Raw genomic sequence first — 13,686 nt, 5'->3', positions numbered from 1 at the left:
AAAGCTTCAGTCAACGTATGCTAACCCGTTGAGGGAGAGTACCGAGGCATCGTGGCCTCCTGGAATACAAGCAATTTGGCACTTTGCGGCGACCAATGAGTCAAACGACGGCCGATCTGCCCGACATCTCGTATCCCGTGCTTTGTTGGCGAGAGGACTACATCTATCTGGCTGCGACGCCACTCGAACTCTGTGCACATCCCCGCTCGATGTTCGAGGAGACGGCCCAACGCGCCCGCGCTGGCGAATGGCACTTAGTAGACGCCGACGGCCGGTCGTTCGATGTTCTAGACTTTATTCGTGTTCGCCCGTTCGGCGGCATCAGAGCCATCGGACCATGGTTGCTGCGTTCGATTTTTGCGATTCCGGTGCTGGCCAATGAAGCGAGGCTGCCGCTGTCCGAGTTTAAGAAAACGCTGATCGGCGCGATCAGGAGTCGCTATCAATATGACTCCGATAAGGCACCGGCGGCACGGGCCATCAGGCTTCTGCAATCTGCTGATTCGTTTGCAGCGGCTATCGACGCGCTGCCAAAGAGGTGACGGCGACAAGTAGCCCTTCGCTTTTGTCGCGTTTACTTCCGCTGCTGGCCCGTCCCGGACCTTCGGTCCCGCCGGTGATGTCGGCTTCCGGGCCTCGACCGGAATAAGGGGGCCGGGCACCGACCGCCGGCTTTTTGACCCGAAGTGGAAGTGGGCTGTTGGACGGGCAGACGCCGCTCAGGTTATGTTCCCTAACCGCCAAAAGGGGGCAAACGATGGAGCAGCGTTTCACATTCGATCAAGTCGCGAACGTATACAGGGCCTCACGACCCGATTACCCTGAGGCTCTGATTGACGATGTCATGTCATTTGCAAACCTAGAGCCAACCGATGCCGTTCTTGAAATTGGCTGTGGAACGGGTCAAGCAACAAAAAGCTTTGCGAAGCGGGGTTTGCAGATCGTCGCCATTGATCCCGGATCGGAAATGATCCGCTACGCGCGCGAGACTTTGGCGAGTTTTGCCAACGTGAAACTAGCCGAGGCTACTTTCGAGGCGTGGCCAGTTGGAAGTTCGGTGTTCGCTCTAATCTTTGCGGCACAGGCGTGGCACTGGGTATCCCCGGAAGTGCGGTTCGTAAAAGCCGCCCAACTGCTTTCGACTAACGGAACACTAGCCGTCTTCGGGCACGTGCCTGTCGGACTATCCTCACATTTACTGGAACGGTTTAAGCAAATTTGGCTACGTCACACGGGCTCGTGGGGGGCGCCGCCCGAAGCTTGGTACCTACCGAACGGGCCGCTTAAGGACTGGTTTGACCAGTCGCAGTTGTTCGGGCCCGTTGAACACAGGTGCTATCTGTGGAAATGGCAGCACACGGCGTCCAGCTACACCGAGTTTCTGAGCACGCGGTCGGACGTTCGGTTACTCGCGGCAGAGACGCGTGAAGACCTGCTCGATGAAATTGCAAAGGCAATCGACGATCAAGGAGGCGGCCTCGACATCGATTATGAAACGCATCTCTACATTGCTCACCGTATTGATGGCGACAAATAGCCCTTCGCGTTAGCCCATTTGTCGCGTTCACTTCCGGTTCTGCCCCCTACGGACGATCCAGAGCGGCATTGAGAATGTCCGCTTTCGCGGTTTAACCGGAAGCGAGCCGTCAGACGATCAGAAGGCAGCTTTTGACCCTGAGCGGACGGTTGGGTCGCATCGCATCAATCAGTGGAGCATGACGTCTCGGACGAGATCCAGGAAATCTGTCGTATGAATCCCCGTCCGGCCTTGGTCCAATTCGACCACCTGAGCGACGACCAGACGCTTCTCTGGCACGACAGCTATCAATTGTCCCCCGTAACCGGAGGCTAGAATTGCGTCTCTCCCATATACCCCTTCGTCGAGAACCCACCACAAGTAGCCGTACTCCCGGCCTTTTCGATCTGTTTCCGAATAAGCTTTCGTGGATTCAGCAACCCACCGCGTCGAAATCACAGTTGTTCCGTTCCATCGACCTTGGTTGAGAAACAGCAAGCCGAAACGCGCAAGATCGCGTGCGCTCATGCTAAATACGTAGGCGCGGTAAAGAGAGGAGCTATCTCCAATGGACATTCCACTATAGGGAGTGAAATCCTGCATCCCAATAGGACCGGCGATCAACTTAGCGAAGCTCTCAAAGACATTCGAGCCCGTCGCCTTCGTGTAGATTGCGCCAAGCGCATTGAAGTCCCAGTTGTTGTAATACCAGAACGTCCCGGGCGGGTGAGCGCCACGCGGCGGCCGCGCGACTTTCTGCTCCCGCGTCTCGTAAGCAGCCGGATGATAGATTCCAGACCGAGCCATGAGCAGTTGGTGGACAGTTGCCTGTTTCTCGTCTGGCGTCAGAGATGGCGCATTATCATCTACGCCCAGTTGCTCGAGCGTTTTCCCAATATCTATTTGGCCGCGCTCGATGGCGATCCCGAAAAGAGCACTCAGCAAGCTCTTTCGAACAGAGTGAACATTGACCTTGCGCGCAATGTCCCCCGACGTCGCAACCAAGCGGTCGTCTTGCACAACCACAATCGCTGTCGGCCTGTATTTCCGAGCGTAATCCTGGACCGCATCCTGAATGGGTGCCACCCGTGCCGCTTCGCGGGGATCGAGGATATCCCAATCGACACCCGGCTCGGCACTTGCTGCAGCCACACAGAGCAGCATGGCGACGGTAAACATTGCCAAGAATCGCATGACGATGGCCTCGTTTTGGGATTCCGGAGATGGTCGGAGAGATGGACGTCGCACGAAGTTGTTTGAAGCACGCCATACACGAAATGATTGACGGCAGAATTGTGGCTTCGAGCCAACGCGACGACGCGCCTCATCCGGAATTGGCCCATCACGTCGATCCTGCGATTGATCGAAATGGCCGCTATCGAGGTGTAACCGGACCACCAGCGGAATCGGGAAGACAGCCGCCCATGAGGCGTAGCGCAAGATCGTAGTCCGTCGCTGGTTATCCGGCCGGATCGCTTTGGCGGCCGCTGCATCATAGGGGTATAGCGAAGCAGTAGTGCCCATCTTCATCGGCCGTGGTGCGCCATTTCGATTGGGTGCACCGTAGTTGCGGAGCAATTCATAGGTCTGCGTTCTGCGCATCTTGTCCGAGCCGAGGGGCAGTTGCCGTAACCGATGTTTCTCGAGAAAGCCAATTGACCAAAGTCCGGATAGCTCGATCACCAGTGAGTTCTGGACGCCAACGTGCCACGTGGACTTTGCTCGAGGACACGTGAGGCGTCGCCAACAACGCCGGTACGAGGCGGCCATCGGCGACTGCGTCAGCGATCAGAAGCGAGCGGCCAAGCGCGACCCCGCCGCCTTCTACGGCAGAGGTGAGGCAAAGCCCGATATCACGCAGAACCGGCCCGCGCGAGACAGCCTGGTTCACGCCAAGTGTCTTGAACCAGAATTCCCAACTCCACTCACCGGCCGGATCGCTCCCCTTCCGGATCAGCGGAAGCTCAATCAGACCGGCCGGATTCGCCAGCGGCTTGCCTTCAGGCAGCACACGAGGCGCGCACACCGGAACCACGCGCTCCTGAAACAATGGCGCTTGGGTCGAACTGGGCCGTGCTTCGGCAAGCGACGTCCAGACGATACGAAGATCGACTGAATTCGCCGCCTCCTGCTCCGCTTGGATTGGCTCGAACTCGACATCGATGTCGGGATGCTCCGACTGAAACGATGGAAGTCGCCTGACGAGCCACCACGCGGCGAACGCCGGGCCTGAACCCAATCTGACGGTTCGGCGGCTGGCGCGGCGGCGCAGACGAGGCTCCAGTCCGGCCATGGTGTCGAGCAACATCGCAACTTCGGCTCGCAGCAGACTTCCTTCGGCGCTCAGCTCGACCCCGGGATTGAGTCTGCGCAGCAGAGTCGTCCCGTAAAATGTCTCGAGCTGCCGAATTCGATGACTGACCGCGCTCTGGGTCACGCCAAGTTCTTCAGCCGCGCGAGTGAATGAGCGGTGGCGCGCGACGGCGTCGAACGCGACCAATGGAGCAAAAGGCGGAAGGCGACGGACCATCGGAGCAAGAAGTGATCAATGAGAACCACATGATACAGTTTCATGAGATTTTGAGAATGCTTCATTCGCTGCCAAGCCGTTCTTCCGCCAGCCTAAGGCGATGGCAGAACATCTCGAAATTGCGCTGGCTGACGATCCGACAATCCCAGATAACGGTCCTTCTTCACGATTACCGCGGTTTGCGCTTCTCGCGGTGAGTGTCGGCGGATTCCTGTTCCAGGTCGATCTCACGGGTCTAGCCGCTGCGCTACCGGACATTGCCAGCAGCGTAGGGGTCCCGGTGCAAGACCAGGCCTGGATCATCGACATCTACAGCCTCGCTCTCATCTTCGCGCTTCCGGTTGCCGGTCCGTTTGCAGACCGACATGGCCGGCGAAGAGTGTTCATTGGCGGCGGCGTCTTGTTTGCTCTCTCCTCGGCACTGTCTGCGGCGTCGACCACGTTCGAGAGCCTGCTGGCGTGGCGCGTGCTGCAAGGCGTCGCAGGCGCTGCGATCACATCGGCGGCTGCGGCGCTACTCGCGGCCGCTTATCCGGGTAAGCGACGCGCCTGGGCCTTCGGCATCTGGGGTACGGTCATCGGTGGCTCAATGGTCGTCGGACCACCGCTCGGAGCAATCATTGCCTCATATGCTGGCTGGCCGTGGATCTTTTTGATCAATCTTCCGCTCTGTATGGCGCTCGTGGTCTTCGCCTTGCCCCTGGCGGAATCGGAACGTATTGGCTCTCAACCGCCAATGGATTGGCTCGGACCGAACCTGCTAGCGCTAGTCGTCGGTTCCTCAGCGTACGCGCTCCTCTCATCAGGCGGATTTCGTGGGATAGCACTGGCTACAACCGTGCTCGCTTCTTGTGCGTTCTGGGTCGCAGAGCGCAGGCACCCGCGGCCGGCCTTTGATTTCGGACTGTTTGCGTCGGCTCCGTTCCTTGCCCTATGTATCACCGCTATTGCAAGTTCGATCGGTTACTGGTCCTTGCTCGTCCATCTGCCGCAGATGATGCGCGGGCCGATGGGGCTCGATGCAAGTCGCTCCGGATTGGTGTTAACCGCGCTCACCATACCAATGCTCCTGCTGCCTAGCCTGGGCGCGCGCTTGTCGCAGTCCATGCCGGCACGGTTCTACTTCGGCGGAGGACTGACTGTGGTTGGAGTCGCGGCACTGTTCTTGGGAGCCATTTCTACGGATCTATCCAGCCCGGTAGCGACGTGGGCCGTGGGCGCGATGCTGCTCCTGGGCGGAGCGGGGTGCGCACTGTTCAACGCTCAGATCACGGCCTTCTCGGTTTCCTCCGTTCCAGCCGATCGAGCGGCGACTGCTGCCGCCATGTGTGTCACAATGCGTCAGGTAGGCTTTGCTTTCGGCATCGCACTGATAGGAGCCGTCCTGAATTCGGGCGGAAGCGACCTGTATCCGCCCGCGTTTCTTCTCGTCGGCGCGATCACGCTTGTGCTTGGTGCAATTGTGTTTGCCTTGCTCTCAACTCCTGTCGCAAAGGAGCTGCAGTAAAGCGGCGAACGAACTCTGCAGTTGATACTAGGATCGAGCAATTCATCTAGAGGGCTACGAAAGCGTCAATCGGCCAACGTGCGATTGTTGCGCATTCTACGAACTGTGGGGGGTCCATTGCAGGGTCCATTTCGAACGCTTGTTTTCCCTTCGCGGCCCAAAGCTCACGTGCCCGTTCGCCCTCACCGCTTTTAAGCCTGTCAGCCATCCAAAGCAGCGCGCCCAAGATCGTGGAACGGTCGTCACCAGTCAGATCCACGATACCGGCCTTGACCACGAGGCCGCCCAGCTCGATGAGATGCCGCGTGCGCTTGCGGCGTTCGACCTGCCACGCGCGCATGTCATGTCGCGCTTTTGCGGCCTGATGCCGGTTGCGCGCCGCCCGATTGCGCAGGAGCGCCGTTCGTGTTGCGGTCAGCTGCTGGTGCATTTCGCCGCGACCGACTTTGAAAGAACGCGGCCCCGCGCTTGGCCCATGCCTCCCTCTTTCCGGCCTCTTTCGTCTCGGCCAGCACGATCAGCGCGCCTGCCAGTTCTTCAGCCGTCAGTGTGTCAGCTCTGGTCGCGATGACCAATTCGCCGAGCTGGCGCACCTTTCGAGTTTTCAGCCCGCGCGCTTTGTCTTCGAGTGCCTTCAGATCCGTATCAAAGTCTCGTGGCTTGCGCATCATCGTCTCCATGAGCTCGATGGAGAAATAATAGGCGAGCACACCGCAGAATGCTGTAAGGTCATCAGGACGAGCTGAGACGGGGTAGTCCCTCCCGAGATTTTTTCGAGGAGGGCGCGCTTATACGTCGTTCCGACGTGCGCTTCGCTGTGCCAGTGATCTGGTCGCGATGGCGATCTATCATCTTCACGTCAAGGTCATTGGCCGAAAGGCCGGGAGCAGCGCGGTAGCATCGGCGGCCTACCGCTCCGGCTCGCGGCTGCGTGACGAGCGGCTCGGCCGCGATCAGGATTTCTCCGCCAAGCGCGGCGTCGTTCATTCCGAGGTCATGCTGCCGGAGAACGTGCCGGCAGCATGGAGCGACCGCGAGCGGCTTTGGAATGACGTCGAAGCGCACGAAATCCGGAAAGATGCCCAGCTGGCCCGCGAGGTGGAGTTTGCGCTTCCGCGCGAGATGAGTGAGGCGCAGAGCATCGAGCTAGCCCGCGATTTCGTTCGGAGCGAGTTCGTGGGTCTCGGTATGATTGCCGATCTCAATGTGCATTGGGACAGGGCGGAGGACGGACTGCCGAAACCTCATGCCCATGTCATGGTGACCATGCGCTCGGTCGACGAGAGCGGCTTTGGCAATAAGGTACGGGACTGGAACCGTACGGAGATGGTCGAGCGCTGGCGCAGACGCTGGGCCGAGCTTGTCAACGAGCGGCTGGCCGAGCTCGACATCGACGCGCGGATCGACCATCGCAGCCTGGAAGTCCAGGGCATTGCGCTGGAGCCGCAAAGCCAGATCGGCGAGCCCGCCAAACGGATTGAGATCCGAGGCATTGCGGGCGACGAGTCTGAGGCCGACCGGGCCGAGATGCACCGCGAGATCGCGCGCAACAATGGCGCGCGGATCATCGCTGATCCCTCCCTTGGACTGGACGCGATCACCCAGCAGCAATCGACCTTCACGCGCCGCGACCTGGCAAAATTCGCGCACCGTCACAGTGACGGGCTCGACCAGTTCAATGCGGTCATGGGCGCGATACAGGGAACGCCCGATCTGATCGAACTCGGTAAGGACGCCCGCGGCGAGGATCGGTTCACAACCCGCGGAATGATCGAGACGGAACAGCGCCTGCACCGTGCCGCTGAATTGTTGGCGGGAGGGGAGCGCCTCGAGGTGCGAGATGCGGAGCGCAGGGCGGCTTTGGCGCGTGCGGAAGCGCGCGGCCTGGTGCTGTCATCCGAGCAGGTTGACGCCTTGGCGCACGTCACGGGTGGACGCGATCTCAGCGTCGTGGTCGGCCATGCCGGGACGGGAAAGAGCGCGATGCTGGGGGTGGCACGGGAGGCGTGGGAAGCGGCTGGCTTCGAGGTCCGGGGCGTGGCGCTGTCCGGCATTGCCGCGGAAAACCTTCAAAGCGGATCGGGCATTGCTTCGCGCACGATTGCCAGCCTGGAGCACGGCTGGGGACAGAGCCGTGATCTGCTCAAATCGAGCAATGTGCTTGTCATCGACGAGGCGGGGATGGTCGGCACGCGGCAGCTCGAGCGCGTGCTGTCCCATGCCGCCGAGGCTGGAGCCAAGGTGGTGCTCGTCGGCGATCCGCAACAGCTGCAGGCGATCGAAGCGGGAGCGGCCTTCCGGTCGATTTATGAACGTCACGGCGGCGCCGAGATCGGCGAAGTGCGCCGTCAGCGGGAGGACTGGCAGCGCGGTGCCACGCGCGATCTAGCGACCGGCAAGGTGGATCATGCGCTCGGAGCTTACCGCGCCCATGGCTTGGTGCACGAGGCCCAGACCCGCGAGCAGGCTCGCGGGGATCTGATCGAGCGTTGGGACCGCGACCGGCTGGCCTCGCCGAATCGGAGCCGAATCATCCTCACCCATACCAACGAAGAGGTCCATGCGCTGAACGAGGCGGCGCGCGAGCGGATGCGGGCAGCGGGCAATCTCGGCGACGAGGTGGAGGTGACGGTCGAGCGCGGCACGAGAGACTTTGCGGGCGGCGATCGGGTCATGTTCCTGCAGAACGAGCGCGGGCTCGGCGTCAAGAACGGCACGCTCGGAACCATCGAGCAGGTCAGCGCAAAATCCATGACCGTGCAGACCGACGATGGCCGATCCGTGCGCTTCGACCTCAAAGATTACAATCGGCTCGACCATGGCTATGCGGCGACGATCCACAAGGCGCAGGGCATGACGGTGGACCGCGTCCATGTGCTGGCGACGCCCGGCATGGACGCCCACAGCAGCTATGTCGCGCTGTCGCGGCATCGCGACAGCGTCGACCTGCACTATGGCCGTGACGACTTTGCCAATGAGGTTCGGCTGGTCCGCACCCTGTCGCGCGATCGCGCCAAGGACATGGCTTCCGACTACGACCGTGCCGATCCGATCCGGGGCTACGCCGAGCGGCGTGGGATCACGTTTCGCGAGCGCGTGGCCGAGATCGTACGCAAGGTCATGCCGGAGAAGCTGCGCGACATGTTCGACGGCCTTCGCGTTCCTGGGGAGGTGTCCGACCGATATGGCGGACAACGGCCCGAGCCCGGGTCGCCGGAAAGGGAAAGGAGTGGTACGGCAACCGACCGGCGTGAACCCGAAGTGCCGGCAAGGAACGTGGCGCAAGATCCCGAGGCGGAAGCACGTCGCGTCCGGACCCGGGCGCTCGTGCGCCATGCCCGCGCCGTGGATGCGATCTTCGCGGAGCGGGAGATAGGCAGGCAGGCAAGTCCGGAGCAGGTGAAAGAACTACAGACGGCCCGCCATGCCTTCGAGGCGGTGCGGCCTTATGGCTCGCATGACGCCGAAGCCGCCTACCGAAACAACCCGGAGCTCGCCCGTAAGGCGGCGGCCGGTCAGGTCAGCCCCGCCATCCGTGCGCTCCAGATCGAGACCGAACTTCGCACCGATCCAAGCCGGCGCGCCGATCGCTTTGTGGAGCGCTGGCACAAGCTTGGCCACACCAGTCAGCGCCTATACCAAGCTGGCGACATGTCCGGCTACAAGGCTGCGCGCTCGGCAATGGGCGACATGGCCAAAAGCCTCGAACGCGATCCGCAATTGGAATCCATCCTCGCCGGCCGCAAGAACGACCTCGGCATCGCGTTCGAATCCGGCCGCCGGCTCGGCCAGGAGCTAGCCCTTGCCCACGGTATCGGCCTTGGAAAAGACCGAGGCCTCGAACGCTGACTAGGCCTATCTGCCGCCGCTTGGGCGCCACGCCCCGACAAGTCGAAAACCCAATTGCACGCCCGCCAGGCGGTGGCCTCTCTTCTCTCAGCAGCCGTCAGAACCAGCCAGCAGGAGGCAGCCCGGCCATGCGCGAAGCGGACCGCATCATCCGTTTGAAAACCGTTCTCGCGAGGACCGGGCTGTCGCGGTCCACGATCTACCGCAAGATCGCCGAGGGCACATTCCCGGTTCAGATCAAGATCAGCACCAATGGCAGCGGTTGGCATGAATCCGAAATCAACCGGTGGATCGCAGATCCTGTCTCGTGGCGACCGAGGGGCGCGCTCGGTGAAGTCCGGTGACAAGAAGATGAACGTCAATCGTCGTTGTCCTCGAAACGCATGATCAACTACGCGCGCGTCCGCCGTGGCGGCAGCTTGTCCTATTCCTTAGAGAGGCGCGTCTTCGGCCCGTTGCTGATTGGACCGTCAATCGGTCCTAGTTCTGTGCTGATAGCAACAGGCTTGTCCTGCGCTGACAGAGGGGCTTCTCCACGCAGCCAACTCCGCGTTTTCTGATCCGTTCTTGGTGAAATGCCGGCGTCCCGTTCTTCACCAAAAGGGCGGCCATAAGCTCACTCGTGTCGTACCCCAACCGATGCGTACCCGGAGGTGCTGACCGGATAATCGGATAGCCTTCCTATCCGCGCACACGATCTTAACGCACTAGGCCCACCGCTGCTCACGCTGACGCTTCCTTGAATTGCAATATGCGCGCACCCTGGCGCAGCGCATCGAGATAGTCGGCCCACCACGTCATCAGTTTCACACGCTCATCCCAATAGTCGCCGCGGACGTAGGCCCGGCGCACAGCATTCGGCTCAACATGCGCCAGCGCAGCCTCGATGGCGTTGATGCTCCACTTTCCGCTTTCGTTGGCCAGGGTCGAAAAGGTCGAGCGGAAACCGTGAGCGACCATCTCGTCGTTCGAATAGCCGAGACGGCGCAGCGCCGCACACAGCGTGTTTTCGCTGATCGGCCGCGTCACCGAACGCAGGCCCGGGAAGACAAGCCCGGCCACGCCTCGCCCTGTGATCGGATGCAGGTCCCGCAAAATGGCGGTAGCCTGCGCTGGAAGCGGGACGCGGTGAGGTCTGCGCATCTTCGTCCGCTCGGCGGGGATGTTCCACACGGCAGCGTCCAGATCAAATTCAGCCCATGTCGCGTGGCGCAGCTCGCCCGGCCGCGGCGCTAGCAGGGCGATCAGTTGCAGCGCGGCCTTCGTCGTTGGCTGGCCCTGAAAGCCGTCAATCGCCCGCAGCAAGCCGCCGAACGCGACAGGCTCGATAATCGCCGCCCGGTGCTTCGGTCTTGGAGCTGCGATTGCGCCGCGCAGCGCTTGGGTCGGGTCCGCATTGGCACGGGCGGTCGTGACAGCATATCGAAATACGGCACCAATGACCGCCCGCAGGCGCTTTGCCGTTTCGAGCTTGCCGGCCGCTTCCAGTGGTTGCAGCACCCGCAAGACTTCACCAGCGGAGACGTCGCCGATCGGCAGCGGTCCCAGATCGGCCTTGGCCAGGCCGAGCAGCCATTCCAGCTTGCCAGCGGTCGCAGTCGCAACGCCCTCCCGCTTCTTCTTGGCAAGCAGCTCATCGGCCAGAACACTGAACGTGTTGGCCTGAGCCTCGGCGCGCGCCGCCTTCACCTGGCGCTTCCGGATGGCGGGATCGATGCCGTCCCGCAAGAGGCCCGCAGCTTCGTCCCTTAGCCTTCTGGCAGCTTCCAGTGGCACACCGGCCGGGGCCTTGCCGTATTCGCCAAGGGCGAGTTTCTTCTGCTTGCTGCCGAACCGATACGCGAAATTCCAGAGTTTGCCACCGCTTGGCGTAAGCCACAGTTGCAGGCCGCCCCCGTCCGAGAGCTTCACTAGCCGCCCACTAGCCTTGGCGTTCCTAACGGCAGCGTCCGTAAGTTTTCCACTCGCCATGCCACGCACCAACTGTTGGCCTTTTCAAAGCTACATCGCCCGAAAGGCCAACAAGGAGGCCAACAATTTCATCGGCTGTCAACGAACGAGAACAAACCGTGACGGCCACGAATGACCGAAAATGTTTTGTTTTCAGTACCTTGTCGGCGAGAAACGAACGAGGGAGGACGGCTGCGGAAGGGGGGTGGTGCCGCAAGAGGGACTCGAACCCCCGACCCCGTCATTACGAATGACGTGCTCTACCAGCTGAGCTATTGCGGCGAACCATAGCGGCGAGCGCCCGGCACGGGGACGGACGACGCGAACGCGCTCCTGATATCGGGCGGACGGCCCGTTGGCAAGGACAACGCGCGCCGCCGCGGCCTGGAATCGAACCGGTGTGGCCGGGAACAGCGGGAGGGCCTGGGCCCTCAGCCGCCGAACCGCGACCAGAACCCGCGCCAGCCGCCGGCCTGCGCCTTGGGTGCGATCTGCTCGGCGAACTCGTCGCGGGGCTGGTCGTCGTCGTCGACGCCGGGATCGTCCGGCGGCCGCATGATCGGGACGATCGCCTGGATCGGCGTCTCCGCCGGCCGGGCGAGATCGTTGCGGGTGCGGAACAGCGGCGTCGGTGCGGCCGCCGCGGTCTCGGCCGGCTTGGCGGCCACCGCGTCCGGCTCGGCCTCTGTTTCCGGCTCGGCTTCGGTCTCGGCGGGTCCCGCGGCCTGCAACGGCGGCGCCGGCTCGGCCGCGACCGCGGTGGCTTCGATCAGCTTGCCGTCCTCAGCCGTGTCCACAGGGATATCCACCGGCTTGTCGACAGGCTTGTCCAAAGCCTCCTCGACCGGTTGTTCGGCCTGCTCGGGCTCGGCGGCCGCCGCCGGCCGCGGCGGCTCGTTGTCCTGCACGGCCGGCGTGATCACCACAGGCTCGCTCGCGGGTTCGCTTGGCGGCGCGATCACGGCTTCGGCGACGGCCGTACGGACCGGCGGGGCCAGCACGGCCTCGGCGAAGGCCGAGCTCTCGATCACGCTGCTGCGTTCCGAGGGCAGGCTCGCGACCGGCGTCTGCCACTGGAAGGCGTCGAGCCGGCCGGTGACCGGCGAGATCGGCTGCCAGCGGTCGCTGACATAGCCGTCCGCGGTCCAGGCCGGGTCGTGGCGGGCGCGCACCGCGCGCAGCGCCCATTCCCGCGCCTTGCCGGCGTCGCCATGCTCGGTGCGCTCCAGCTCCGCCATCAGCATCGCCACGCGCTGCGTCGGGTCGTCGGTGAACGGCGCCAGCGCCGCGCGGGCGCGGCCGAACTCGGCGGCGTCGATCGCCGCGCGCGCCACCGCCAGCGCGCCCTCGACATGGCCGGGCGTGCGCGCGGCGAGGTTCTCCACCCGCGCCAGCCGCTGGGTTGCGGAATCGCCGAGCCGCACATGGGCGTAGGCGTCGGCGAGCTCCGGATGCGGGCCGGCGGCCCAGGCCGCCTCGATGATCTTCATCGCGCGCCGCACCTGATGCGCCTCGCTCTCGAACTTCGCCGCCAGCACCGCAGCCGGCACCAGGGTCGGCGCCAGCTTCACCGCCTCCATCGCGCTCGTGCGCGACAGGTCGCGATCCGCGGTCTCCAGCGCCAGCGCACGCGCCGTCAGCAGCACGCCGCGCTGGCGGCGGTAGGTCGGCTTGTCGATCATCCCGGCGGTGTAGTTGCTGTCGAGGATCGCCAGCGCACCGTCCCAGTCGGCCTCGGCGCAACGGAAGCCGAGCACGGCATGCGAGGCCCAGGTGGCGTTGGGCGCCAGCTTGAGCGCCTCGTCGGCGATCATGACGGCGGCGTAGGCGTCATCGGCGCGCTGCGCCTCGATGAACAGGCCGCGCAGGCCGAGCAGCCTGGTGTCGTGACGCTCGGCCATGGCGCGGAAGGCGCGCCGGGCGCCGTCGCGGTCGCCTTCGAGCTGAGCCGCCTGGGCGTGCAGGAGAAGCGTCAGCGGATCGTCGCCGGCCAGCCGCCTGGCGGTGTCGGCGTGCTGGCGCGCCGCGGTCGAATCGCCATGGCCGATCGCGAGCAGGCCGTGGGTGATGGCGTGCCGGCCGCGCTGATGCCGGCGGGCGCGATGCGCCTTGCGGATGCGGCCGGGCGCCCGCAGCAGCGCGCTGATCAGGTTCCAGACCAGCACGCAGGCGGCGATGGTCAGGCCGAGCGCGAGCACGAACACCGGCAAGGTCATGGCGATCCGCCACGGACCCCAGTTCAAGACGACGTCGCCGGTCTGCTCGGCGACCCAGGCCGAGCCCGCCGCGGCGAGCCCGACCAGGATGAGGAAAATGACGATCCGGAACATGTGC

General features: G+C 63.2%; 11 protein-coding genes and 1 tRNA gene. 5 read left to right on the top strand and 7 right to left on the bottom strand.

Annotation, left to right across the window (positions count from 1 at the left end; translation table 11 throughout):
* Window positions 1-95: 95 nt before the first annotated feature.
* Window positions 96-542, top strand: coding sequence for a hypothetical protein (locus QW845_RS06570; protein ID WP_315800798.1), 447 nt, complete (start codon window positions 96-98; stop codon window positions 540-542).
* A 215-nt stretch (window positions 543-757) separates the two neighbouring features.
* A complete protein-coding gene (locus QW845_RS06565) occupies window positions 758-1,537 on the top strand; it encodes a class I SAM-dependent methyltransferase (RefSeq protein WP_315800797.1) in 780 nt (259 codons plus the stop codon).
* A 168-nt stretch (window positions 1,538-1,705) separates the two neighbouring features.
* Here the strand turns inward: QW845_RS06565 and QW845_RS06560 are convergent, their stop codons facing one another.
* Entirely contained in the window at window positions 1,706-3,199 is a 1,494-nt protein-coding gene (locus QW845_RS06560; protein WP_315800796.1) for a serine hydrolase, read from the bottom strand.
* Window positions 3,096-4,046, bottom strand: coding sequence for a LysR substrate-binding domain-containing protein (locus QW845_RS06555; protein ID WP_315800795.1), 951 nt, complete (start codon window positions 4,044-4,046; stop codon window positions 3,096-3,098). The genes QW845_RS06560 and QW845_RS06555 overlap by 104 nt, the downstream gene beginning before the upstream one ends.
* Window positions 4,047-4,146: 100 nt before the next feature.
* On the opposite strand from QW845_RS06555, the gene QW845_RS06550 reads away from it, so the two are divergent.
* A complete protein-coding gene (locus QW845_RS06550; protein ID WP_315800794.1) occupies window positions 4,147-5,553 on the top strand; it encodes an MFS transporter in 1,407 nt (468 codons plus the stop codon).
* Window positions 5,554-5,599: 46 nt separating this feature from the next.
* On the opposite strand, the gene QW845_RS06545 is transcribed toward QW845_RS06550, so the two are convergent.
* Both QW845_RS06545 and QW845_RS06540 read right to left on the bottom strand, forming a co-directional pair.
* On the bottom strand, window positions 5,600-5,893 hold the full coding sequence (locus tag QW845_RS06545) for a conjugal transfer protein TraD (RefSeq protein WP_315800793.1): 294 nt from the start codon (window positions 5,891-5,893) through the stop codon (window positions 5,600-5,602).
* A 1-nt stretch (window position 5,894) separates the two neighbouring features.
* Entirely contained in the window at window positions 5,895-6,221 is a 327-nt protein-coding gene (locus QW845_RS06540; RefSeq protein ID WP_315800928.1) for a conjugal transfer protein TraD, read from the bottom strand.
* 169 nt (window positions 6,222-6,390) lie between these two features.
* Here QW845_RS06540 and traA point away from each other — a divergent pair, with 169 nt between their 5' ends.
* Both traA and QW845_RS06530 read left to right on the top strand, forming a co-directional pair.
* Entirely contained in the window at window positions 6,391-9,402 is a 3,012-nt protein-coding gene (gene traA, locus QW845_RS06535) for a Ti-type conjugative transfer relaxase TraA (protein WP_315800792.1), read from the top strand.
* 128 nt (window positions 9,403-9,530) lie between these two features.
* Window positions 9,531-9,746, top strand: a complete 216-nt coding sequence (locus QW845_RS06530) for an AlpA family transcriptional regulator (protein ID WP_315715837.1) — start codon at window positions 9,531-9,533, stop codon at window positions 9,744-9,746.
* Window positions 9,747-10,125: 379 nt separating this feature from the next.
* On the opposite strand, the gene QW845_RS06525 is transcribed toward QW845_RS06530, so the two are convergent.
* The 3 genes from QW845_RS06525 to QW845_RS06515 all read right to left on the bottom strand — a co-directional run bounded on the left by QW845_RS06525 (window position 10,126) and on the right by QW845_RS06515 (window position 13,682).
* Window positions 10,126-11,373 (bottom strand): tyrosine-type recombinase/integrase, encoded by a 1,248-nt coding sequence (locus tag QW845_RS06525; RefSeq protein WP_315800791.1) that lies wholly within the window; start codon window positions 11,371-11,373, stop codon window positions 10,126-10,128.
* Between the two features lie 185 nt (window positions 11,374-11,558).
* Window positions 11,559-11,634, bottom strand: a tRNA-Thr gene (locus QW845_RS06520).
* Between the two features lie 149 nt (window positions 11,635-11,783).
* Window positions 11,784-13,682 carry a heme biosynthesis protein HemY gene (locus QW845_RS06515; protein WP_315800790.1) on the bottom strand — a complete coding sequence of 633 codons (1,899 nt, stop codon included), beginning with the start codon at window positions 13,680-13,682 and terminating at the stop codon, window positions 11,784-11,786.
* Window positions 13,683-13,686: the final 4 nt, after the last annotated feature.

It is taken from the genome of Bradyrhizobium sp. SZCCHNS3002, assembly GCF_032377435.1.
Taxonomy (GTDB): Bacteria; Pseudomonadota; Alphaproteobacteria; order Rhizobiales; family Xanthobacteraceae; genus Bradyrhizobium.
This window is presented reverse-complemented; position numbering and strand designations above follow the sequence as displayed.